Consider the following 22368-nt stretch of genomic DNA (forward strand, 5'->3'; position numbering starts at 1 on the left):
CGCGTTACGCTGTCGGCATGGATATTCTGCGCCAGAAAAAGGGCGCCTCGCGGCGCGGTTTCCTCGACGACCAGTTCCTCATCGCAATGCCCGGGATGAAGGACGACAGGTTCGCGCGCGCCGTCATCTACATCTGCGCCCACAGCGACGAGGGGGCCATGGGGTTGATCATCAACCAGGTCCAGCCGCTGCTGTTCCCCGACCTCCTGGTGCAGTTGGGCATCCTCGACGAGCAGGAGGCAATCAGGCTGCCGCTGAAGGCCAAGGACTTCATCGTGCGCAACGGCGGGCCGGTCGATCGCAGCCGCGGCTTTGTCCTGCACACCGACGACTACAAGGTCGAGTCCTCGCTGCCCGTCTCGGATGCGATCTGCCTCACCGCGACCGTCGACATCCTACGCGCGATCTCGGTCGGGCGCGGGCCGCGCCATGCCCTGATGGCGCTCGGCTATTCGGGCTGGGGCGCAGGCCAACTGGAAGGCGAGATCGCCGCCAATGGCTGGCTGACCTGCCCGGCCACGCCGGAACTGCTCTTCGACACCGATCTCGACCGCAAATACGACCGCGTGGTGGCTTCGCTCGGGATCGACCTGGCGCGGCTGAGCGGCTCAGCCGGCCACGCCTGAGCCGGTGGAGAACTGCTCCTTCAGGAGCTTCAGCGCCTGATCGCCGGGGACCGGTGCCCCGAACATGAAGCTCTGCACGTACTCGCAGCCCATCTGCCTGAGTTCGAGCGCGTCGCTTTCGTCCGAGATGCCCTCGGCGACGACCGACAGGCCGAGTTCATGCGCCATGTTGACCATCGACTTGATGAGCACTGCGCGCTTGGGCGAGGTGTCGTCGACGAAGCTCTTGTCGATCTTGATCGTGTCGAAGGGGAAGCGGGTGAGGTACGAGAGCGACGAATAGCCGGTGCCGAAATCGTCCAGCGACAGGCCGATGCCGAGCTGCTTGAGCTTGGTCAGGACGTGGTTGGTCTGCTCCGGATTGTCCATGACCAGCGATTCCGTGAGCTCGAGCCGGAAGCAGCGCGGCTTGAGATTGGCGCGGGCGATGACCGAGCGCACGTCGCTGACGAGGTCGCGGCGGATGAGCTGGCGGCTGGAAAGATTGACCGAAACCGACAGCGGCTGGTCGCCGATCTGCTTCTGCCATTCCGCCAGGTCCTCGGCGGCGCGTTGCATGGCGAACAGGCCGAGCTGCACGATCAGGCCGCAGCTCTCGGCGACGGGGATGAAGTCGCCCGGCGGAATGAGGCCGCGGCGCGGGTGGTCCCACCTCAGCAGCGCCTCGAAGCCGGCGACGCTGCCGTCCTCGAGCCGCACGATCGGCTGGTAGGCAAGCGTGAACTCCTTGCGCTCGATGGCGCGCCGAAGATCCGATTCGAGCTGCAGCCGGTCGGTGCCCACCGTGCGGAAGGCGGGCCGGAAAGGCTCGATGCGGTCGCCGCCGAAGCGCTTGGCCTGGTGCATGGCAAGCTCGGCGTCCTTGACCATGTCCTCGGCCGAGGCCTGGGCCGTGGTCCAGGTGATGAGGCCGACCGACGCGGTAAGCACGATCTCGCGCTTGGCGAAGGTGATCGGTGCCTTGATCGCCTGCTTGATGGCGTCCGCCACGGCGGCGATGCGCGAGGGGTCCTCCTCGGACAGCAGCATGAGCGCGAACTGGTCGCCGGCGAAACGCGACAGCGAGTCTTTCGGCTTGAGCAGGCGGTGCAGGCGGCGCGCGATGGTCAACAGGATCGTGTCGCCGGCCGAGATGCCGAGACCGTCATTGACCTGCTTGAAGCGGTCGATGTCGATGACGAACACCGAGGGCCTGACCTTCTCCTCGGTGCGGGCGATCGAGATGATAGCCTCGAGCCGGTTCATGAACAGCTCGCGGTTGGGCAGGCCGGTGAGGTTGTCGTGCACCGCGTCGTGCAGCAGCCGCTCTTCCGACTTCTTCTGCTCGGTGACGTCGACCAGCGTGCCGACGCAGCGGATCACCTCGCCGTCGGAGCCGATCACCGGCCGCGCCTTGAGCGAGAACCAGTGGTAGTGGCCGTCGGCCCCGCGCAGGCGGAAGCTCTGCGAGACGCGGCCGCGACGGTGTTCGAGCACGACGTCGAGGGTAGTGCGGAACGTGTCGCGGTCGTCGGCATGCAGCACCGGCAGCCAGTTGCGCGCGGCGCCGCCCAGGCTGTTGGCCGGAAGCCCGAGCTGGATGCTGACGTCGGGCCGGGTGACGACGCGGTCACGCAGAACGTCCCAGTCCCACACGATGTCGCCCGATCCGGCGATGGCCAGCGCCTGCCGCTCCATGTCGCTGAACAGGCCCTGGTGCAGGGCGCTGCCGGCGAATGCGTGCTGCATGACGGTGAAGCCGATGAGCAGGATGATGAGGATGAGGCCGCCGCCGAGCGCGGACTGCACGATGTCGTTGTCGAGCACGCCGGTGATCGCCATCCACGAACCGGCGAGCCAGATGAGCACCATCGCCCAACTGGGAACCAGCATGATGGCCCGGTCGTAGCCGCGGATGCTGAGGTAGACGATGAGGCCGAGGCCGGTGATGGCGGTCGCCGCGAAGGAGATGCGCGCGATGCCGGCGGCCACGGCCGGATCGATGATGGCGACGCCGGCGATCAGCAGCAGGCCGACGATCCAGACAAAGGCGCCGTAGCTGAAATGTCCGTGCCACCGGTTGAGGTTGAGGTAGGCGAACAGGAACACCACGAAGGTGCCCGCCAGCGCCACCTCGGTGCCCGCGCGCCAGATCTGCTCGCTGCCCGGCGAGACCTCGATGACCTTGTTGAGGAAGCCGAAATCCACGCAGATATAGGCGAGCACCGCCCAGGCCAGCGCCGCCGTCGCTGGGAACATCGAGGTGCCCTTGACGACGAACAGGATGGTCAGGAACAGCGCCAGCAGGCCGGCGATGCCGATGACGATGCCGCGGAACAGGGTGTAGGAGTTGACCGTGTCCTTGTAGGATTCCGGATCCCACAGATAGACCTGCGGCAGCTTGGGCGAGGCGAGTTCGGCGATGAAGGTCACCACCGTGCCGGGGTTGAGCGTGACGAGGAAGACGTCCGCGTCGCTGCTCTGCTGCCGGTCGAGCGCAAAGCCCTCGCTCGGGGTGATGGAGGCGATCCGGCTCGAGCCGAGGTCGGGCCAGAACAGCCCCGAACCGACGAGCCGGAAATGCGGCGCGACGATCAGCCGGTCGAGTTGCTGGTCGGTGGTGTTGGCGAGCGCGAACACGGCCCAGTCGCCGCTCGAACGCTTGTCCTTCGCCTCGACCTCGATGCGGCGGACGATTCCATCCGGGCCGGGAGCCGTCGAAATCTGGAAATTCTCGCCCTGATTGCGATAAATCTCGACCGCGCCGGTAAGGTTCAGCGCGACATCGTCTCGTGAGATCTTGATTGCCTCCACGGCGGACGCCTGCGACGCCGCGAGGACGATCGCCACGATCGACAGGACAAACGCAAACAGCGGCGACAGCAGGTGCTTCGACAAGTTCAGCCCTTCGTGATGACGGCCTGCGGGTCGTCCGCGATCAGCGCGTAAAGATAGTGGTCGTGCCATTCGCCGTTGATCCGCAGATAGGATCGCAGAAGTCCTTCGCGCCGGAATCCGGCTTTTTCAAGCACGCGTACGGAGCGAGTGTTCTCCGGGATACAGGCAGCCTCGATCCGGTGCAATCTCAGCGTATCGAAGGCATGCCTTGCTAGCAGGCGGACGGCGTCCAGCATCAGGCCCTGGCCGGCATAGCGCTCGCCGATCCAGTAGCCGATGTGGCCGGTCTGGGCGACGCCGTAGCGTATGTTGCCGAGCGTGATGCCGCCGACGAGCTTGCCGCCGGCGTTTTCGTAGATGAAGAAGGCCGCCGAGGTTCCCTGGACGTTGTCGTCCTGGTAGCGGGCGAGGCGGACGCGCCACGCCGAGCGGTCGAGTTCATCGGGCGCCCAGCTCGGCTCCCAGGGCACGAGGAAGGACCGGCTTTCGGCGCGCAGCGTCGCCCATTCGTGATAGTCGCGCGAGACCGGCATGCGCAGCGTAACGCGCTCGCCTTTCAGCGCCGGCGCTTCGCGGCGGAAGAACGGGAGCGAAAGCATGCCGCAAGCTCAGACCGCGAGCTTGCGCGCGGCCGTCTGCGTGCCCGGAAGGGAATCCAGGATCGATTCGTAGGGCGCGAGCGTGCCGACCGGACCGACCGCGGTGATGGTCGGCCGGGTGGAGAACAGCCGCGAAGACAGGTCCGTCAGCCGTTCGACGGTAAGTGCCGAAAGCCGTTCCATCAATTCTTCCTTGGCGATCGGGCGACCGAACAACAGGAGCTGGCGGGCGATCTGCGAGGCGCGGCTGGAGCAGCTCTCGGCCGACATGATCAGGCCGGCGCGATATTGCGCCCGGGCGCGGTCGAGTTCTTCCTGGAGGATGCTCTCACCGGCTTTCTGCAACTCGCCGATGATGACCGGCAAAAGTTCGGCGATGTCGCTCTGGCCGGTCGCGGCATGGATGCCGAAGATGCCGGTGTCGGAAAAGCCCCAGTGGAACGCGTAGACCGAATAGCAGAGGCCGCGCTTCTCGCGGACTTCCTGGAACAGGCGCGACGACATGCCGCCGCCGAGAATCATCGAAAGCACCTGCGAGGCGTAGAAGTCGCGGACGTGATAGGCGCGGCCCTCGAAGCCCAGCACGATCTGCGCGTCCATCAGGTCGCGATCCTCGCGGAAGTCGCCGCCGACATATTGCGCATACTGGGGAATGGCGCTTTCGGCCTTGGTGCGGAAATTGCCGAGGCGTTTCTCCACCTCGCGGACGAAGTCGTCGTGCTTGACGTCGCCGGCGGCGACCACGACCATGCGCTCGGCGCCGTACTGGCGCTTCATGAAGTCGTGGAGCTGGGCCGAGGTGAACGACTTGACCGTCTCGGGCGTGCCAAGGATCGAGCGGCCGATCGTCTGGTGACGGAAGGCCGTCTCGGTGAAGCGGTCGAAGACGATGTCGTCGGGCGTATCGTGGGCGGCGCCGATCTCCTGGAGGATCACGTGCTGTTCGCGCTCGAGTTCCTCGGGGTCGAATTCGGAATCCTGCAGGATGTCGGAGAGGATGTCGACCGCCAGCGGCACGTCGCCGGAGAGCACGCGCGCGTAGAACGACGTCGTCTCGACGCTCGTCGCGGCGTTGATCTCGCCGCCGACGTTCTCGATCTGCGAGGCGATCTCGAAGGCACTGCGGCTCTTGGTGCCCTTGAAGGCCATGTGCTCGAGGAGGTGGGCCATGCCATGCTCGTCGTCGCGCTCGTTGCGCGCGCCGGACTTGACCCAGGTCCCTAGAGCTACGGTCTCTACGCTTGGAAGTGTTTCGGTGGCTACTGTCAGGCCGTTCGACAGACGGCTTACCTCAACACTCATATGCAACGTACTCCCTAGCGTGCCGCTCGTGTGCGGCGGCTAATGTAATCTTCCACCATTTTTATCTCTGATGGAAGTACCGTGAACCTTTCGTTACGTTCCATCAGGCCGGAGAGCCATTTCGGCAAATTGGGTGCGATGCCCGACGCGGCCTCTACCGCCGCGGGGAATTTCGCCGGGTGCGCGGTTGCAAGCACGACCATCGGCACGTCGCCGGCAGGCTGAGCCGCCGCGACATGCACCGCGGTTGCCGTATGCGGATCGAGCAGATAGCCGGTGCCTTCGAGCGTCTTGCGGATGGTTGCGGCGGTCTCGTCCATGGCCGCCCGGCCGGCTGCGAATTCGCCGCGGATGCTTGCCAGCGCCTTTTCCTCGATGGTGAAGGCGCCCGACTGCTTGAGGCCGGCCATGTAGCGCCGCACCACCGCGGGGTCACGGTCGGAAGCCTCGAAAAGCAGGCGCTCGAAATTGGACGAGACCTGGATGTCCATCGACGGCGAGGTGGTCGCGACGACGCCCGTCGTGCGGTACTCGCCGCTCTTCAGCGTGCGGTCGAGGATGTCGTTGTCGTTGGTCGCGATGATCAGCCGGTCGATCGGCAGGCCCATGCGCTTGGCGGCGTAGCCCGCGAAGATGTCGCCGAAGTTGCCGGTGGGTACGGTGAACGAGACCGGCCGGTCGGGCGCGCCGAGCGAGATCGCCGAGGAGAAGTAGTAGACGATCTGGGCCATGATGCGGGCCCAGTTGATCGAGTTCACGCCCGACAGCCGCACGCGGTCGCGGAAGCCGTGGTCGTTGAACATGTCCTTCACCAGGCCCTGGCAGTCGTCGAAATTGCCTTCGATCGACAGGGCGTGCACGTTCGCCGCAGCCGAGGTGGTCATCTGGCGCTGCTGCACCGGCGAGACCCGGCCGTGCGGGAACAGGATGAAGATGTCGGTGCGCTCGCGCCCGGCGAAGGCCTCGATCGCAGCACCCCCCGTGTCGCCCGAGGTGGCGCCGACGATGGTGGCGTGCTGGCCGCGCTCGGCCAGCACATGGTCCATCAGGCGGGCCAGGAGCTGCATGGCGACGTCCTTGAAGGCGAGCGTCGGGCCATGGAAGAGTTCGAGCACGAAGCTGTTGGCACCGGTCTGGACGAGCGGGCAGACGGCGTCGTGACGGAAGGTCGCGTAGGCCTCCCTGACGAGCCGCTCGAACACGTCGTGCTTGATCTCGCCGCCGAGGAACGGGGTGAGCAGCCTGATGGCCAGGTCGGCATAGGGCAGGCCACGCATCTTGCGGATTTCGGCGGCACTGAAGGTCGGCCACTGGGCGGGGAGGTAGAGGCCGCCGTCGCGCGCGAGACCGGCCAGAACTGCGTCGGAAAATCCAAGCGCGGGAGCTTCCCCGCGGGTGCTCACATAGTGCATATCTATCCGTTCCAAGGCGGTGCGTCCTGCCGGTCATCGGCGGGAAGGGGAAAACTGCGCTCCCTCAGTCGCATTTTTGCCGCGCGGTTGATATAGAACGACAGCTTTGCGAGAGGGAAGTGCAGTTCATGTTGTTTCGTAAGATCGACGGTCGCTTTATGGCGACTTTGGCGACCTCCAGCTTTATGCTTATCGTCGCAGCCTGCCAATCCGGCGGCAGCGGCGGCTTCTTTGCCCCTCCTCAGCCCAAGGATCCGAAGCAGCTCGCCGAAGAGGAAGGCAAGATCCTGGCCAGCGAACTGCTCGCCTATTGCCCGAACGTGACGCTCCGCGACGGCACGGCCTTCTTCAACAGCTATGCCAAGGGCGGCCAGGACGACCCGGCCAAGCTCACCTACCAGTCGGCCATCACCGACGCGACCCGCAACTGCACGCGCACCGACACCACCATGAGCATCAATGTCGGCGTCGCCGGCAAGGTGGTCACCGGGCCGGCGGGCGGCCCCGGCACCGTCAACATGCCGATCCGCATCGCGGTCGTTCGCGGCGAGGAGGTTCTCTACTCGCAACTGCACAAGAACGCCGTGCAGGTCGCCGACCCGTCGATGGCGACCCAGTGGGTGTTCACCGTCCCGAACATCACCATCCCCAAGCCGACGGCGCGCGATGTCCAGATTTTCGTGGGCTACGACGAGGGGCCGCAGAAGAAGAAGCCCCAGGGCTGAGCCATCGGAGCGCCGGTCAAAGACCGGCGCTTTTGCTTTCAGGCGTGTTCCGACCACATGCTCAGCGCGGCAATCACGCCGCCGAGGTCGGCCCAGCGCCGGATCACCGTTTCGGCGCCCGCATCGGTCAGCATGTCGGCATGGCCGGGATAGCTGTGCGCTCCGCCGGTGAAGCCGATCACCCGCATGCCGGCCGACACCGCCCCGGCGATGCCGTGGACGGAATCCTCGATGACGAAGGTATTGGCCGGGTCTGCGCCGAGCGTGCTGGCTGCGTGCAGGAAAACGTCCGGGGCCGGCTTCGGCCTGCGGCTCGGCGTTTCGAGCGCCGAGAAGATGCGGCCCTTGAACAGCGGCAGGATGCGGGTGCGATCGAGCATCATCTCGATGCGCTCGGAGGTCGAGTTCGAGCAGATGCACTTCGGCGCGGTGACGCCGGCGACGGCCTCGTGCACGCCGTCGATGGCGCGCACCTCGTTCTTGAGGCGCCGGTCGACCAGTTCCTCGGCCTGGGTGATGAGCGACGCCTGGAACGGGATGGCGGCCTTCTCCTCGATCTTGAGCAGGATGTCCTTGAAGGTGAGGCCGGCATAGGCCTCGGCGATCTCCTCGGCCGAGATCTCGAAACCCGCCGCTGTCAGCAGATCGGACTCGACGCGCGCGGCGATGATTTCGGAATCGACGAGCACGCCGTCGCAATCGAAGATGACTAGGTCTGGCTGGTTCATGGCGATCCGGAAAGAATGGGCCGGCGCTTGGCGCGGGCCGGGGAACTCAAGGCGCGGCGATTACACCATTCCAGCCGGAACCGCAAATTCGGACGCCCGCTTCATCAATTGTTTACGCTGATCGGTAACCATAACGGCGAGTAAACAGTAACGCGTCATTTGGGTATCAGCATGTCAGCAGTGCGTCCTCTCAGCCAGCTTTCCCGCACGCCCCAGCCGTCCGAATGGCTCGACACCATCATCAAGGGCGACTGCATCGCAGCGCTCGACAAGCTGCCGTCGGCCTCGGTCGACGTGATCTTCGCAGACCCGCCCTACAACCTGCAGCTCGACGGCGACCTGCACCGGCCCGACCAGTCCAAGGTCGATGCAGTGGACGACCATTGGGACCAGTTCGAGAGCTTCGAGGCCTATGACGCCTTCACCCGCGCCTGGCTGCTGGCGGCGCGCCGCGTGCTGAAGCCCAACGGCACGATCTGGGTCATCGGCTCGTACCACAACATCTTCCGCGTCGGCGCCAAGATGCAGGACCTCGGCTTCTGGATCCTCAACGACGTGGTCTGGCGCAAGACCAACCCGATGCCCAACTTCCGCGGCCGCCGCTTCCAGAACGCGCATGAGACCATGATCTGGGCCTCGCGCGACCAGAAGGGCAAGAACTACACCTTCAACTACGAGGCCATGAAGGCGTCCAACGACGACGTGCAGATGCGCTCGGACTGGCTGTTCCCGATCTGCACCGGCGGCGAGCGCCTGAAGGACGACAACGGCAACAAGCTGCACCCGACCCAGAAGCCGGAAGCGCTTTTGGCCCGCATCATGCTGGCATCGACCAAGCCGGGCGACGTCATCCTCGATCCCTTCTTCGGCTCGGGCACCACGGGCGCCGTCGCCAAGCGCCTCGGCCGCCACTTCGTCGGCATCGAGCGCGAGCAGGCCTACATCGATGCCGCCCAGGAGCGCATCGCCTCGGTGCGCACGCTCGACGGTCCCGAACTCACCGTGCTCACCGGCAAGCGCGCCGAGCCGCGCGTCGCCTTCAACAGCCTGATCGACATGGGCCTGCTGGCGCCGGGCGCCACGCTCTATGATGCCAAGAAGCGCTGGGCCGCCAAGGTGCGCGCCGACGGCACGCTGGCGATCGGCGACAATGCCGGCTCGATCCATCGCGTCGGGGCTGCCGTGCAGGGGCTCGACGCCTGCAACGGCTGGACCTTCTGGCACTATGAGCGGGCAGGCGGCCTGACCCAGATCGACGAACTGCGCCGCATCGTCCGCGTCGGCATGGAAAAGGCCGGAGCGTAAGCCGCTTCGGGCCGACCTCCGCCGCGCTTCGTCTGCGCGACGGATCAGGCTCCATGGCTTGTGCCATCTGGACCTTCAGAAGCCCTGCCAGACCTGTCAGAAAAGTTCGAATTCCGGGCGCTCAGGCGCCTCAGGGTTCGCCGATCGGCCGGCTTCCAGTCACCGGCCGATCCCGAGACGCTCGAGGTCCGCCTCGAGCGTTTTCGCATTCGTGAACAGCACCGCCTGCCAGCCCGCAGCAATCGCGCCGTCGACGTTCTTTTGGCTGTCGTCGATGAACAGCGACGCCTTGGGGTCGAGGTCGAAGGCGGCGACGTGGTGTTCGTAGATGCGTCGGTCGGGCTTGATCAGGCCGATGTCGCCCGAGACCGTCACGCCGCGCGGCGTCTCGAGGAAGGGGAAGCGGCCGCGCGCCTCGCGAAAGGTGTCCGAGGCCCAGTTGGTCAGCATGGTGACGTCGTGGCCGGCGGCGACCAGGCCTTCCATCAGGGCGACGCTGTCCTCGTAGTGGTGCGGCACCATTTCGTGCCAGTGCTCGCGGAAGGCACGGATGCTCCGCTCGTGTTCGGGGAACTTGGCGATCAGCAGCGCCTCGGCCTCTTCCCAGCCGCGGCCGCGGTCCTGCTCGATGTTCCATTCGCTGGTGCAGACGTTGTCGAAGAACCAGCGGCGTTCGGCGGGATCCGGGATGATGCGGCTGAAGGGGAGGTCCGGGTCGTAGTGGATCAGGACCTTGCCGATGTCGTAGACGATGTGGCGGATCTCGCTCATTTCCCTAGCGTCCTCGTTGCGTTGCGCCCGGTATGGCAGCTTCGATGACCTTTTTCATGACGCTTGGCAAGGCTTCGCCGGCGAGGTCTTTGGCGGCCGACCAGAAGTGGTCGTGCGGCAATAGCGGCGACGTGAGGTCGGCGCGGAAGACGTCGAGGTCGAGCGCGAAATGGGTGAAGACGTGGGTGATGCTGCCTGTCCGCCGCCATGCGGCCGGGAAGGGGGCGGCGTCCGCCCCGGTTGCGCCGTCGACCCGCGCGGTCCAGCCCGTCGTCGGCACTTCGGTCATGCCGCCGAGCAGGCCTTTTCCGGGGCGCTTGCGCAGAAGCACCGAACCGTCGGGAGCCACTGCCACGAAGGCGGCGCCGCGGCGCGTCGGGCGCTCGGCCTTGGCCGGCTTGACCGGATAAAGCTCGGGGTCGCCGTTGGCGGTGGCGCTGCAGTCCTCGCGCAACGGACAAAGCATGCAGCGCGGCCGGCGCGGCGTGCAGATGGTGGCGCCCAGGTCCATCATCGCCTGGGCGAAGTCGCCCGGCCTTGCTGCCGCCAGCATGCGCTCGACATGGGCGCGGATCTCGGGCTTGGCCTCGGGCAGGGGCGTGGCGATCGAGAACAGCCGGGTGACGACGCGCTCGACATTGCCGTCGACGACCGCCGCCGGCCGGTTGAAGGCTATGGAGGCGATGGCCGCCGCCGTGTAGGGGCCGATGCCGGGCAGTTCGCGCAGACCGGCCTCGGTGTCGGGAAAGCGGCTGCCGGGGAGGGCGGCGACGGCCTCCGCGCAGGCCTTGAGGTTGCGGGCGCGCGAATAGTAGCCGAGCCCGGCCCAGGCTTTCATGACGTCCTCCGTGTCGGCCGAGGCGAGCGACCTGACGTCCGGCCACTTCTCCAGGAAGGCACGGAAATAGGGCTTCACCGCCTCGACCGTCGTCTGCTGCAGCATGATTTCCGACAGCCACACGCGGTAGGGATCGGGCCTTTCGCCCTTCGCCAGCTGGCGCGGCGGCATGCGCCACGGCAGGTCGCGGTGATGGACGTCGTACCAGTCGAGCAGCAGGGTTGCGATCAGGCCGTCGGCGTTCGGCGCACGCTTGCGGGTATCGTTTCGGAATGCCATTGATGGACCGGACTGCCTTCGGCGTTGCGTGCCGCCAGGCTCATATCTGGCGACATGTCATTTCTGGAGTACGACATGGCAGGGAACAAGTGGCGCGGCAATCCCGTGCCTGTCAGCGACCTGGCGAGCGCGATCCTCGATCCGGTGCTGCGCAAGCGCACCGGCATCTCGGTCGGCCTCATCCAGTCCTGGGAAGAGATCGTCGGGCCGAGGCTGGCGCTGAACTCGCGGCCCGAGAAGATCCAGTGGCCGAGGCGCCTGCATGAGGACGATCCCTTCGAGCCGGCGGTGCTGGTCGTCGCCTGCTCGGGACCTGCGGCCCTTCACCTCCAGCACGAGACCGGCGAGATCATCGGCCGGGTGAACGCCTTCCTCGGCTTCAACGCGGTGGGCCGCATCCGCATCGTCCAGAAACCCGTCGCATCGGTGGCGCCGGCCCGCCCGCGGCTGCGCAAGCTGAGCGATGCCGAGCGGTCGAAACTGTCCGGCACCGTCGGCAAGATCGAGGACGAAGGCCTGAGAGCCTCGCTCGAAAAACTCGGGGCCGCCATCGTCGCCTCCCGCAAGTAACCTTCCAGCACTCGCAACATTGTGATCGGAAGCGGGGCGGCTGGCGATTGGCTTGGGGAAATCGATGCCTTAATTCGCGCCAACTCTCGCTTTCACGTATTCGCATACTGCAAAATTCAACCATCGTCAGGTGATTCGCATGATCCGACCCATTTCCCGCAGGACCGCACTTACCGGGCTGGCAGCCGTTTCGGCGGCCACGCTCCTGTCCGCCTGCAGCGACTCCAGCGAGGAGGCCAAGGCGACCGCGAAGCCTGCCGAACCTGCCGCCGCCTCGGGCCAGGCAGCCACGCCGGCCGCTACGGTCCAGCCGCCGCCCTCGCAGGGCACCGCCGACATGGCCAAGCTTCTCGAGGCGGGTCCGCTGCCGGAGATGGTGCTCGGCAAGGCGGAAGCGCCGGTGACCATCGTCGAATACGCGTCGATGACCTGCCCGCACTGCGCTCGTTTCCATGAAACGACTCTGCCGGAGCTGACCAAGAAGTACATCGACACCGGCAAGGTGCGCCTGCTCTACCGCGAGTTCGCCTTCGATCCGCTGGCCGAGGCCGGCTTCATGCTGGCGCGCTGCTCCAAGGACAACTACTTCCCGATGGTCGACGTGCTGTTCAAGCAGCAGCAGACCTGGGCCGCCTCGCAGAACCCCAAGGATGCGCTGCTGCAGATCGCGCGTCTCGCCGGCTTTACACAGGAGTCGTTCGAGGCCTGCTTGACGGATCAGAAGCTTCTGGACGATATCAGGGCCGTGCGCGCCCGCGGCGAGAAGGACTTCGCGGTGGACTCGACGCCGACGTTCTTCATCAACGGAAAGCTGTACAAGGGGGCAATGTCGATTGAGGAAATGTCGGCGATCATCGACGGCATGCTCTGACATTCTCGCAGCTCCGAAGCGGTCCAGCTTCGGTGCGCCCTTCTGCGTGGGTTGGCGCGGATGAAGTTTTCGCGCCTCCGCCTGCTCGGATTCAAGTCCTTCGTCGAGCCCGGTGAGTTCGTCATCGAACGGGGCCTCACCGGCATCGTCGGGCCGAACGGCTGCGGCAAGTCCAATCTGGTCGAAGCGCTGCGCTGGGTCATGGGCGAAAGCTCGTACAAGAACATGCGCGCTTCCGGCATGGACGACGTCATCTTCTCCGGCTCCGGCACGCGCCCGGCGCGCAACACCGCCGAGGTGACGCTGTTCCTCGACAACAGCGACCGCACCGCACCTCCCTCCTTCAACGATGCCGACGAGCTGCAGGTGTCGCGCCGCATCGAGCGCGAGGCCGGCTCCGTCTATCGCATCAACGGCAAGGAAGCCCGCGCCAAGGACGTGCAGCTGCTTTTCGCCGACCAGTCGACCGGCGCCCGTTCGCCGTCGATGGTGGGACAGGGGCGCATCGGCGAGCTGATCCAGGCCAAGCCCCAGGCGCGCCGCGCCCTGCTCGAAGAGGCGGCCGGCATTTCCGGCCTGCATTCGCGCCGGCACGAGGCGGAACTGCGCCTGCGCGCCGCCGAGCAGAATCTCGAGCGGCTCGACGACGTGGTCGGCGAACTCGAAAGCCAGATCGAAAGCCTGAAGCGCCAGGCCCGCCAGGCGTCCCGCTTCAAGAACCTGTCGGCCGACATCCGCAAGGCTGAGGCGATCCTGCTTCACCTGCGCTGGACGCTCGCCAAGACCCAGGAGGGCGAGGCGCAGTCGGCACTTGCCTCGGCGACCGCGCTGGTCGGCGAAAGGGCTACAGCCCAGATGACGGCCGCCAAGGATCAGGGGGTGGGCGCGCACAAGCTGCCGGCGCTGCGCGAGGCCGAGGCGACCGCCGCCGCCACCTTCCAGCGCCTGTCGATCGCCCGTTCGCAGCTCGAGGAGGAGGCCGGCCGCATCGGCCAGCGCCAGAGCGAACTCGACCGCCGGCTGCAGCAGCTCGACGCCGACATAGCCCGCGAACAGCGCATGATCGGCGACAATGCCGCGATCCTCGCGCGCCTCGACGCCGAGGAAAAGTCGCTGCGGGAGGAGAATGACGGCGCCGCCGATCGCGAGGCGGCGACCCGCGCCGCCCTCGACGAGGCGATGGCGACGCTGTCCGGGACCGAGGCCGAGCTGGGGCGGGCGACCGCCGAGCGCGCCGAGGCCGCCGCGGGACGCACCCAGGCCGAGCGCGCGATGCGCGAAGCCGCCGAGCGGCGCGACCGCTTCGCCCGGCAACTGGCCGAACTCGACCGCGAGGCCGGCGAAATCGCCGCACGCATAGCGACGCTCGCCGATCCGGCGGAAAAGCGCGTGCTCGCCGAAGCGGCGCAGGAAGCGCTCGAGGAAGCCGAATATGCGGCGACCGAGGCCGAGCGCGCCGTTGCCGAGGCCAGGCAGGCGGAAGCTGCTTCGCGCCAGCCCCTGCAGGAGGCCAGGGCGGAACTCGCGCGCATCGAGACCGAGGCGCGGACGCTGGCCAAGATCATCAACGCCGCCACGGGCGATGCCTATCCGGCGGTTCTGGAGCAGATCGGCGTCGAGCGCGGCTTCGAGACCGCGCTGGGCGCGGCGCTGGGCGAGGACCTGGATGCGGCGCTCGACCCCGCGGCACCCGTCCACTGGGGCGACATGGGGCCGGCTGATGCCGCGCTGAAATTGCCACAGGGCGTGCGCAGCCTCGCCGAAGTCGTGCGTGCGCCGCGCCAGCTGGCTCGGCGTCTTGCGCAGATCGGTGTGGTCGATGCCGCCGACGGGTCGAGGCTCCAGCTATTGCTGGCGCCGGGCCAGAAGCTCGTCAGCCGCGAGGGTGCGCTGTGGCGCTGGGACGGCTTCACGGCGAGCGCCGATGCCCCGACTGCCGCAGCCCAGAGGCTGGCCCAGAAGAACCGGCTCGCCGAACTCGACGCAGAGGCGGTGGAGGCGACACAGCGCGTGCGTGCCGCCGAAGAGGCCTTGGCGCGTGCGGAAGCCGCCGTGCGCGCGGGCACCGAAGCCGAGCGGCTGGCCCGCCAGGCATGGCGCGACGCCCAGCATCAGGTCGGTGCGGCCCGCGACGCGCTGGCGCAGGCCGAGAAGGCGGCCGGCGAACTGGTCAGCCGGCGCGCGGCCCTTGACGAGGCCCGCGCCCGTGTTGCCGACGCGCATGAGGAAGCGCAGGCGGCCTATGTGGAAGCCGAGGATTTGCTGGGTTCCGCCCCCGATCTCGGCGAGCTCCAGGCGCTGCTGGACCAGCTTTCGGCTACCGTGGCGCGCGATCGCTCCGCGCTCGCCGACGCCCGCGCCGTGCACGACGGCCTCAACCGCGAGGCCGAGGCGCGGTCGCGCAGGCTGGGTTCGATAGCCGCCGAGCGGCAGAGCTGGGTGCAGCGCGCCGAAAGTGCGGCCGAGCAGATCGAGGCGCTGACCGAACGACGCGAGGAAGCCGCCGCCGAGCGCGAGGCGCTGGCCGAGGCGCCCGACGAACTCGACGCCCGCCGCCGCATGCTGATGACGCAGCTGACGCAGGCCGAAGCGCTGCGCAAGGACGCGACGGACAGATTGCAGGAAGCCGAAGCCAGGCAGGCGGCGCTCGACAAGTCGGCGACAGCCGCCATCCAGGGCCTCGCCGAGGCGCGCGAGGCGAGGGCGCGGGCCGAAGAACGCCTGACCGCCGCCGACGAGCGCCGCCGCGAGATCGAGGCGCGCATCCAGGAGGCGCTCAACACGCCGCCGCATCTGGTCTTCCGCCACACCGGCCTCGATGCCGACAGCCCGATGCCGGATCCGATGGATATCGAGAGGACGCTGGAACGGCTGAAGCTCGAACGCGAACGCCTGGGTGCGGTCAACCTGCGCGCCGAGGAAGAACAGAAGGAGCTGTCCGAGCGCCTCGAAGCGATCGTTTCCGAGCGCGAGGACATCATCGAGGCCATTCGTAAGCTGCGCCAGGGCATCCAGGGTCTGAACCGCGAGGGCCGCGAACGGCTGCTCGCAGCCTTCGACCTGGTCAACGGCCATTTCCAGCGGCTGTTCACGCATCTGTTCGGCGGCGGTACGGCAGAACTGCAGCTGATCGAGTCCGAGGACCCGCTGGAAGCCGGGCTGGAGATCCTGGCCCGCCCGCCGGGCAAGAAGCCGCAGACCATGACGCTGCTTTCGGGCGGCGAGCAGGCGCTGACGGCGATGGCGCTGATCTTTGCGGTGTTCCTGACCAATCCGGCGCCGATCTGCGTTCTCGACGAGGTCGACGCCCCGCTCGACGATCACAATGTCGAGCGCTTCTGCAACCTGATGGACGAGATGTCCGCCTCGACCGAGACGCGCTTCGTGGTGATCACCCACAACCCCATCACCATGGCGCGCATGGACCGGCTGTTCGGCGTGACCATGGCCGAGCAGGGCGTGAGCCAGCTGGTGTCGGTCGATCTCCAGGCGGCCGAAGCGATGCGCGAGGCGAGCTGATACCGGGCGGCAGCCGCCAGCTTGGCGCTGTCCAACGTTGCCGGCGGTCTCGAAGCCGGCCGCCCCGCTCAGTTTGCCTCAGGGTCCTGCGACGCCGCGGCCTCCGCCAGCAAGTAGGAGAGCGCCATGCTGCGTTCATCTTCGTGCAGTATGTCCATGTCGAACAGCTTCATGCTGCGCAGGCCTTCGATCATCAGGAATGCGACGATGAGCTTGGCGGGATCCTTGCTTTCGGCCTTCAGGCTGTCGAGCAGGCGGCGCTTGTAGTTGCGGATGGGTTTGAGGAAATCCGGGTCCTCGGCGAGGGCCGCGACGACCCCGGACGCGGAAGGGTGCACCTGCGCACACTCTTCGGCGGACAACTCGATGTAGGCGGCAAGGCGGCTGACAGGACCGCCATGCTGGCCCGCGGACTTGGCGGCAAGGTCGGTATCGAACTTCGAGATGTAGTCTTCCACCAGCGCCTGCATCAGCTTGGCCTTGCTGGGGAAGTTGTAGAGGAGGCCGCCCTTGGAAACGCCGGCGCGCTGCGCGACGGCGTCGAGCGAAAGGTTGCCCGGGCCGACGCAATCGGCGAGTTCGGCTGCTGCCGCGAGGATCTTCTCGCGGGAACTGGCTCTGTTTCCAGACATTAGCGGCACCTCATTTGTCAGTAGCATCTTTAACCCCGATTGACATTACCGTCCAGACGGTACAGTAAGCGCGCCTCTGATTTCATGATATGTCGAGCCAATGTGCATCGGGCCGCAGCCGGATGCAGATTCCTGACAGAGAATGGGGATCTCCTTTGATCAAGCGTCTCATCATCGCCCTCGTGCTGCTCGTCCTGGTCGTGGGCGGTATCGTCGGGTTCAACATGTTCCGCGACAATGCCATCGAGCAGTTCTTCGCCAACATGCCGGTCTCTGCCGTGACCGTGGCGACGGACAAGGTGCAAGCGGCGCCGTGGAAGCCTGGCATCGAAACCATCGGCACGGTGGGCGCATCCCAGGGCGTCGACCTGACCGTGGAAGTGAACGGCATCGTCAAGGAGATCGGGTTCTCGGCCAACCAGCATGTCAAGGCGGGCGACATCCTGATCCAGCTCGACGACACCGTGCAGCGCGCCGACCTGGCCGCCGCCAAGACCCAGGCCGACCTGGACCAGCAGGCGCTCGACCGCGCCACCGAACTGCGCCGCCGCGGCGTCGGCTCCGACGTCGCGCTGGATGCGGCGCGCGCGACGGCGTCGACCTCGGCCTCGCAGGTGCAGAAGCTGCAGGCCGTGCTGGACCAGAAGCAGTTGCGCGCTCCGTTCTCCGGAACGATCGGCATTCCGAAGGTCGACAACGGCCAGTATGTCGCGCCCGGCAACATCGTCGCCACGCTGCAGGACCTCGACACCATGCGCGCCGACTTCTCGGTTCCCGAGCAGCAGCTCGGCCTGCTCAAGATCGGCCAGCCCGTGCAGTTCGGCCTCGCCGAGGGCGACATGCCGTTCAAGGGTGCGATCGTCGGCATCGATCCCAAGGTCGATCCGCAGAGCCGGCTGGTGTCCGTGCGCGCCGAGATCGCCAATCCCGAGGGCAAGCTGAGCCCGGGCCAGTTCGTGCGCGTGCGCATCGTGCTGCCCGAGGAGAACGGCGTCGTCGCCGTGCCGCAGACCGCGCTGACCTCGAGCCTCTATGGCGATTTCGTATACGTGGTGCGGCCGGCTGCAAAGCCGGAGGCCGCCTCGGCCGAGGCAGGCGCCGCGCAGGCTCAGTCGCAGGCCGAGCCGACGCTTTCCGCCCACCAGGTTTTCGTCAAGGTCGGCCGCCGCTCGGAAGGTCGCGTCGAGATTCTCGAGGGCGTGAAGCTCGACGACGAACTCGTGGTCGCCGGCCAGAACCGGCTGAGCAACGGAACTCCGGTCAAGGTCGACAACACCGTGTCACCCACGGCGTCGACCAACGCGCAGGCGGCATCGAAATGAGTTTCTCCGACATCTTCATCCGCCGTCCCGTCCTGGCGACGGTGGTGGCCTTCATGATCCTGCTCGTCGGCTTCCAGGGCATATTCAACCTGGCCGTGAGGCAGTATCCCGAGGTCGAGGAGACGGTGATCACCATCACCACCGTCTATCCCGGCGCGAGCGCCGACCTGATCCAGGGCTTCATCACCGCCCCGATCGCATCGGCCGTCTCGACCACCGAGAACATCGACTACGTGACCTCGCAGAGCCGCCCCTCGTCGAGCACGGTGACCGTCCAGATGGAACTCGGCTCCAACCCCGACACGGCGCTCACCGAAGTCATGTCGAAGGTTCAGCAGGTGCGCGGCCAGTTGCCGTCGGACGCCGAGGACCCGACAATCGTCAAGGGTACGGGTATGCAGTTCGCCATCATGTACCTGGCGATGCAGAACCCCAACATGACGTCGGAGGAGCTGACCGAATACATCGAGCGGGTCATCCGCCCGCGCATGTCGACCATCCAGGGCGTTGCCGAGGTGCAGGTGCTGGGCGCGGCGAAATATTCGATGCGCGTCTGGATCGATCCGGTCAGGCTCGCCGCGCGCGGCCTGACGGCCGCCGAAGTGCTACAGGCCATCAACGCCTCCAACTTCCTGTCGGCGCCCGGCAAGACGAAGAACGAATACGTCGCCTATTCGATCACGATGAAGTCGACGCTGCAGACGCCGGAAGCCTTCGCCGAGCTGCCGCTGACGTCCAAGGACGGCAACGTCGTCAGGCTGCGCGACGTGGCACAAGTCGAACTCGCCGCCGAGAGCACGGACACGGTCGTCAACTTCAACGGCGAGCCGGGTACATTCATCGGCATCTTCCCGACGCCTTCGGCAAACCCGCTCGACACGGCGGCGGCCGTCATCGACGAGCTGCCGGCGATCCGGGCCAGCCTGCCCGACGGCATGACCATCACCATGGTCTACGATTCGACGGAGACCATCGCCGCCTCGATCGACGAAGTGTTCAAGACGATCGCCGAGGCAGTCGCCATCGTCATCGTGGTCATCCTGCTGTTCCTCGGCTCGTTCCGCTCGGTGCTGATGCCGGTGGTGACCATCCCGCTGTCGCTCATCGGGGTCTGTTTCGTGCTGCTGATGATGGGCTATTCGATCAATCTCCTGTCGCTCTTGGCCATGGTGCTGGCGATCGGTCTGGTGGTCGACGACGCGATCGTGGTGGTGGAGAACATCCACCGCCATATCGAGGACGGCATGACGCCGATGCAGGCGGCATTCAAGGGCATGCGCGAGATCTTCGCGCCGGTGGTGGCGATGACCATCACGCTCGCCGCCGTGTTCGCGCCGCTCGTTTTCACCGGCGGCCTGACCGGTTCGCTGTTCCGCGAGTTCGCCATCACGCTCGCAGGCGCGGTGATCCTCTCCGGCTTCATCGCCGTGACGATCACCCCGATGATGTCGGCGCGCATGCTGAAGTCGGGCAGCCACAGCCGCTTCTCCGCCTTCGTCGACCGCACGTTCGAGCGTGTCACCAACCGTTACGAGCGGCTGGTCGCGGGTTCGCTCAATTACCGGCCGGTGACGCTTCTGATCGTCGCGGCACTGGTCTCGGTGACGGCGTTCATGTTCTTCAAGACGTCGAGCGAACTGGCGCCCGAGGAGGATTCGGGCGCCCTGTTCGCGCTGGTAACGGCGCCGCGCTACGCGACGACCGAATACACCAGCCTCTACACCGACCAGATCCGCGACCTCACCAAGGACCTGCCGGAACTCAAGACCACCTTCTCGATCGTCGGCATGGGCGGTGGCACGAATTCGGGCTTCTCCGTCTGGGCGCTCAAGGACTGGGCGGACCGCGCGCGCTCGCAGAAGGAGATCCAGGCTGACATCCAGGGCCGGCTGTCGAAGGTCAACGGCGTCGAGGCGCTGGTGTTCGCGCCGCCATCGCTGCCGGGCGCCGGCGGCGGCCTGCCGATCTCGGTCGTCATCCAGTCGACCGGCGACCCGAGCCAGGTCTACGAGGTGGCCGAGCAGATCCGCGAGAAGGCCCAGGCCTCGGGGCGCTTCATCGTCGTGCAGAACTCGCTGTCCTTCGACGCTCCCCAGGTCACGGTGACCATCGATCGCGACCGGGCGGCCGCGCTCAACCTGTCGGTGCGCGAGATCGGCCAAACCCTGAGCCTGCTCGTCGGCGGCGGATCGATCGCCCAGTTCGACCGCGATTCCAACAGCTACGACATCATCATGCAGGTGCCGCAGCAGTACCGCGAGAATCCGGAGAAGCTCGGCGAGTTCTTCGTCCGCAGCGTCAACGGCCAGATGGTGCCGCTGTCGGCGGTGGTGACGATCCGGACCAATGCCTCGCCGGCGTCGATCGAGCAGTTCAACCAGCTCAATTCGGCGACGATCTCGGCGCTGCCGGTTCCGAGCGTGACCACGGGCGACGGCCTGAAGACGATCGAGGAGATTGCCCGGCCGCTGCTGCCGGCCGGCTTCTTCATCGACTATGCCGGCCAGTCGCGCCTCGAGAGCGAGCAGGGCAACACCATCCTGATCGCCTTCGCGCTCGCGGTCGTCGTGATCTACCTGGTGCTGGCCGCACAGTTCGAGAGCTTCCGTGACCCGTTCATCATCATGATGTCGGTGCCGCTGTCGATCTTCGGCGCCATCGTTCCGCTCAATCTCGGGCTGGGTACGCTGAACATCTACACCCAGGTGGGGCTGATCACGCTGATAGGCCTGATCACCAAGCACGGCATCCTTCTGGTCGAATTCGCGAACCAGCAGCGCGAGGAGCACGGGATGTCGCGCAAGGATGCGATCATCGCCTCGGCCAAGGTCCGCCTGCGGCCGATCCTGATGACCACGGCGGCGATGGCGCTCGGCGTCGTGCCGCTGATCATCGCCTCGGGCGCGGGTGCCGCGGCGCGCTATTCGATGGGCCTGGTGATCTTCGCCGGCGTGCTGGTGGGAACGGTGTTCACGCTGTTCGTGGTGCCGATGTTCTACACCTTCATCGCCCGCAAGGACGTCGCGCCCCATGCCGAGGTGCCGGACGCCAAGCAGATGGCGGAACCCGCGCACCACTGAGGCGGGTGAACATCCGAACGAACAGAAGGCCCCGGAGCGATCCGGGGCCTTTTCGCATTGGAAGGCTTGCAGCCAGTCGCGGGCGGTGATCGGCCGCGGCCAGATTACCTTGCCGCAGGCCCGCTATGGGCCGGCTGGAACAGCTCGACCAGATTTCCCGACGGGTCGACGAGCAGGATCTGCTGCCCGCCGGGGCCGCTGACGACGTCGTTGCGGAACGTCACCCCGGCGGTCCGCAGCCGCTCGACTTCGGCGTTCAGGTCGTCGACGATGAGATGGATGCGGTTCCAGCCGCCCGGACCCGGCCGGTCGCCGTCGGGCATCGGGCGGCCGGCCGAACTGGTCGGACCGCTGAGCAGCAATCGCAGCGCGCCCCGCTTCACGTCCGCGAAGGCCGGGGCAAAGTTGGTGAGGGGCGAGAAGCCCAGATGCTTGGTGTACCACTCCACGGCAGCCTGGACGTCATCGACCATGTAGCGGACATTGACGGCGATCTCTGTCATTTTGGCCTCGCGATATTGATTGCACCACGTCGGTGCAATGCGCCCCGCGCCATATCGTTCCCATGGACTGCCATAGCTGGCAAGTTGGCTGCGCAGCCGGCGAGCGGCCTCGGACGGTCGCAGTCGAGCGGCGCGTGTACCTGCCCCTGACGCAGGAGCAGATCGGCGATGCCACGGGGCTCACCTTCGTGCATGTCAACCGTGTACTCAGCGCGCTGCGCAAGGAACGCATCGCCGAGTTCCACTACCGGCGGCTCCGCATCCTCAACCCGGACAAGCTGATGGACGTCGCCGGCGTCGATCCGCAGATGGCGGCGGCCTGGATGGCGCGGAGTTGGCCCAGAGGCGAGCAGGCATGAAATCACTGGCAGGCAGGCGTCGCATGACCCAAGCCTGCCAGCTGCCAGCT

18 protein-coding genes are annotated in these 22368 nt (G+C 66.6%); 9 read left to right on the forward strand and 9 right to left on the reverse strand.

The window, feature by feature from the left end:
* Window positions 1–17: 17 nt before the first annotated feature.
* Entirely contained in the window at window positions 18–626 is a 609-nt protein-coding gene (locus PV773_RS01960; RefSeq protein ID WP_340035482.1) for a YqgE/AlgH family protein, read from the forward strand.
* Here PV773_RS01960 and PV773_RS01965 read toward each other — a convergent pair.
* Genes PV773_RS01965 through thrC form a run of 4 tightly spaced genes read right to left on the reverse strand, consistent with a single transcriptional unit; the run spans window position 609 to window position 6816 of the window.
* Window positions 609–3503 (reverse strand): EAL domain-containing protein, encoded by a 2895-nt coding sequence (locus tag PV773_RS01965; protein ID WP_347964714.1) that lies wholly within the window; start codon window positions 3501–3503, stop codon window positions 609–611. The genes PV773_RS01960 and PV773_RS01965 overlap by 18 nt on opposite strands.
* A gap of 2 nt (window positions 3504–3505) precedes the next feature.
* The gene (locus tag PV773_RS01970; RefSeq protein ID WP_347964715.1) at window positions 3506–4102 is read right to left on the reverse strand and encodes a GNAT family protein; all 597 of its coding nucleotides are present in this window, start codon (window positions 4100–4102) and stop codon (window positions 3506–3508) included.
* Between the two features lie 9 nt (window positions 4103–4111).
* The gene (locus tag PV773_RS01975; RefSeq protein ID WP_347964716.1) at window positions 4112–5404 is read right to left on the reverse strand and encodes a pitrilysin family protein; all 1293 of its coding nucleotides are present in this window, start codon (window positions 5402–5404) and stop codon (window positions 4112–4114) included.
* 14 nt (window positions 5405–5418) lie between these two features.
* Window positions 5419–6816, reverse strand: a complete 1398-nt coding sequence (thrC, locus tag PV773_RS01980; protein ID WP_347964915.1) for a threonine synthase — start codon at window positions 6814–6816, stop codon at window positions 5419–5421.
* A 185-nt stretch (window positions 6817–7001) separates the two neighbouring features.
* Between thrC and PV773_RS01985 the strand changes: the two genes are divergently transcribed.
* The gene (locus tag PV773_RS01985) at window positions 7002–7541 is read left to right on the forward strand and encodes a hypothetical protein (protein ID WP_347964717.1); all 540 of its coding nucleotides are present in this window, start codon (window positions 7002–7004) and stop codon (window positions 7539–7541) included.
* Between the two features lie 38 nt (window positions 7542–7579).
* Here the strand turns inward: PV773_RS01985 and PV773_RS01990 are convergent, their stop codons facing one another.
* Entirely contained in the window at window positions 7580–8269 is a 690-nt protein-coding gene (locus PV773_RS01990) for an HAD family hydrolase (RefSeq protein WP_347964718.1), read from the reverse strand.
* A 171-nt stretch (window positions 8270–8440) separates the two neighbouring features.
* Between PV773_RS01990 and PV773_RS01995 the strand changes: the two genes are divergently transcribed.
* The gene (locus tag PV773_RS01995) at window positions 8441–9574 is read left to right on the forward strand and encodes a site-specific DNA-methyltransferase (protein WP_347964719.1); all 1134 of its coding nucleotides are present in this window, start codon (window positions 8441–8443) and stop codon (window positions 9572–9574) included.
* 159 nt (window positions 9575–9733) lie between these two features.
* Here the strand turns inward: PV773_RS01995 and PV773_RS02000 are convergent, their stop codons facing one another.
* Window positions 9734–10345 carry an HAD family phosphatase gene (locus PV773_RS02000; RefSeq protein ID WP_347964720.1) on the reverse strand — a complete coding sequence of 204 codons (612 nt, stop codon included), beginning with the start codon at window positions 10343–10345 and terminating at the stop codon, window positions 9734–9736.
* 4 nt (window positions 10346–10349) lie between these two features.
* Window positions 10350–11462 carry an A/G-specific adenine glycosylase gene (mutY, locus tag PV773_RS02005; protein WP_347964721.1) on the reverse strand — a complete coding sequence of 371 codons (1113 nt, stop codon included), beginning with the start codon at window positions 11460–11462 and terminating at the stop codon, window positions 10350–10352.
* 75 nt (window positions 11463–11537) lie between these two features.
* Between mutY and PV773_RS02010 the strand changes: the two genes are divergently transcribed.
* From PV773_RS02010 to smc, 3 genes are all read left to right on the forward strand, one after another.
* A complete protein-coding gene (locus PV773_RS02010; protein WP_347964722.1) occupies window positions 11538–12032 on the forward strand; it encodes a DUF721 domain-containing protein in 495 nt (164 codons plus the stop codon).
* 139 nt (window positions 12033–12171) lie between these two features.
* Entirely contained in the window at window positions 12172–12903 is a 732-nt protein-coding gene (locus tag PV773_RS02015) for a DsbA family protein (protein ID WP_347964723.1), read from the forward strand.
* A 60-nt stretch (window positions 12904–12963) separates the two neighbouring features.
* A complete protein-coding gene (gene smc, locus PV773_RS02020; protein WP_347964724.1) occupies window positions 12964–16422 on the forward strand; it encodes a chromosome segregation protein SMC in 3459 nt (1152 codons plus the stop codon).
* A gap of 68 nt (window positions 16423–16490) precedes the next feature.
* Here smc and PV773_RS02025 read toward each other — a convergent pair whose 3' ends face one another.
* Window positions 16491–17054: a TetR/AcrR family transcriptional regulator gene (locus PV773_RS02025; protein WP_347964725.1), complete on the reverse strand. Its 564-nt coding sequence runs from the start codon at window positions 17052–17054 to the stop codon at window positions 16491–16493.
* A gap of 155 nt (window positions 17055–17209) precedes the next feature.
* On the opposite strand from PV773_RS02025, the gene PV773_RS02030 reads away from it, so the two are divergent.
* Both PV773_RS02030 and PV773_RS02035 read left to right on the forward strand, forming a co-directional pair.
* On the forward strand, window positions 17210–18376 hold the full coding sequence (locus PV773_RS02030; protein ID WP_347964726.1) for an efflux RND transporter periplasmic adaptor subunit: 1167 nt from the start codon (window positions 17210–17212) through the stop codon (window positions 18374–18376).
* Window positions 18373–21456, forward strand: coding sequence for an efflux RND transporter permease subunit (locus PV773_RS02035; protein ID WP_347964727.1), 3084 nt, complete (start codon window positions 18373–18375; stop codon window positions 21454–21456). Before PV773_RS02030 ends, PV773_RS02035 begins: the two co-directional genes overlap by 4 nt.
* 104 nt (window positions 21457–21560) lie before the next feature.
* Here PV773_RS02035 and PV773_RS02040 read toward each other — a convergent pair whose 3' ends face one another.
* Window positions 21561–21959 carry a VOC family protein gene (locus tag PV773_RS02040; RefSeq protein WP_347964728.1) on the reverse strand — a complete coding sequence of 133 codons (399 nt, stop codon included), beginning with the start codon at window positions 21957–21959 and terminating at the stop codon, window positions 21561–21563.
* Between the two features lie 134 nt (window positions 21960–22093).
* Here PV773_RS02040 and PV773_RS02045 point away from each other — a divergent pair, with 134 nt between their 5' ends.
* A complete protein-coding gene (locus tag PV773_RS02045; RefSeq protein ID WP_347964729.1) occupies window positions 22094–22318 on the forward strand; it encodes a helix-turn-helix domain-containing protein in 225 nt (74 codons plus the stop codon).
* Window positions 22319–22368: the final 50 nt, after the last annotated feature.

It is taken from the genome of Mesorhizobium sp. CC13 (assembly GCF_039907765.1).
GTDB lineage: Bacteria > Pseudomonadota > Alphaproteobacteria > Rhizobiales > Rhizobiaceae > Aminobacter.

Bases quoted from the DNA above. Each gene is read 5' to 3' on its own strand.
- PV773_RS01975 (WP_347964716.1), bottom strand. From the start codon at position 5,404: ATGAGTGTTGAGGTAAGCCGTCTGTCGAACGGCCTGACAGTAGCCACC.
- PV773_RS01960 (WP_340035482.1), top strand. From the start codon at position 18: ATGGATATTCTGCGCCAGAAAAAGGGCGCCTCGCGGCGCGGTTTCCTC.
- PV773_RS02000 (WP_347964720.1), bottom strand. From the start codon at position 10,345: ATGAGCGAGATCCGCCACATCGTCTACGACATCGGCAAGGTCCTGATC.
- mutY (WP_347964721.1), bottom strand. From the start codon at position 11,462: ATGGCATTCCGAAACGATACCCGCAAGCGTGCGCCGAACGCCGACGGC.
- PV773_RS02015 (WP_347964723.1), top strand. From the start codon at position 12,172: ATGATCCGACCCATTTCCCGCAGGACCGCACTTACCGGGCTGGCAGCC.
- PV773_RS02025 (WP_347964725.1), bottom strand. From the start codon at position 17,054: ATGTCTGGAAACAGAGCCAGTTCCCGCGAGAAGATCCTCGCGGCAGCA.
- thrC (WP_347964915.1), bottom strand. From the start codon at position 6,816: ATGCACTATGTGAGCACCCGCGGGGAAGCTCCCGCGCTTGGATTTTCC.
- PV773_RS01970 (WP_347964715.1), bottom strand. From the start codon at position 4,102: ATGCTTTCGCTCCCGTTCTTCCGCCGCGAAGCGCCGGCGCTGAAAGGC.
- PV773_RS01990 (WP_347964718.1), bottom strand. From the start codon at position 8,269: ATGAACCAGCCAGACCTAGTCATCTTCGATTGCGACGGCGTGCTCGTC.
- PV773_RS02035 (WP_347964727.1), top strand. From the start codon at position 18,373: ATGAGTTTCTCCGACATCTTCATCCGCCGTCCCGTCCTGGCGACGGTG.
- PV773_RS02010 (WP_347964722.1), top strand. From the start codon at position 11,538: ATGGCAGGGAACAAGTGGCGCGGCAATCCCGTGCCTGTCAGCGACCTG.
- PV773_RS02040 (WP_347964728.1), bottom strand. From the start codon at position 21,959: ATGACAGAGATCGCCGTCAATGTCCGCTACATGGTCGATGACGTCCAG.
- PV773_RS01995 (WP_347964719.1), top strand. From the start codon at position 8,441: ATGTCAGCAGTGCGTCCTCTCAGCCAGCTTTCCCGCACGCCCCAGCCG.
- smc (WP_347964724.1), top strand. From the start codon at position 12,964: ATGAAGTTTTCGCGCCTCCGCCTGCTCGGATTCAAGTCCTTCGTCGAG.
- PV773_RS01985 (WP_347964717.1), top strand. From the start codon at position 7,002: ATGCTTATCGTCGCAGCCTGCCAATCCGGCGGCAGCGGCGGCTTCTTT.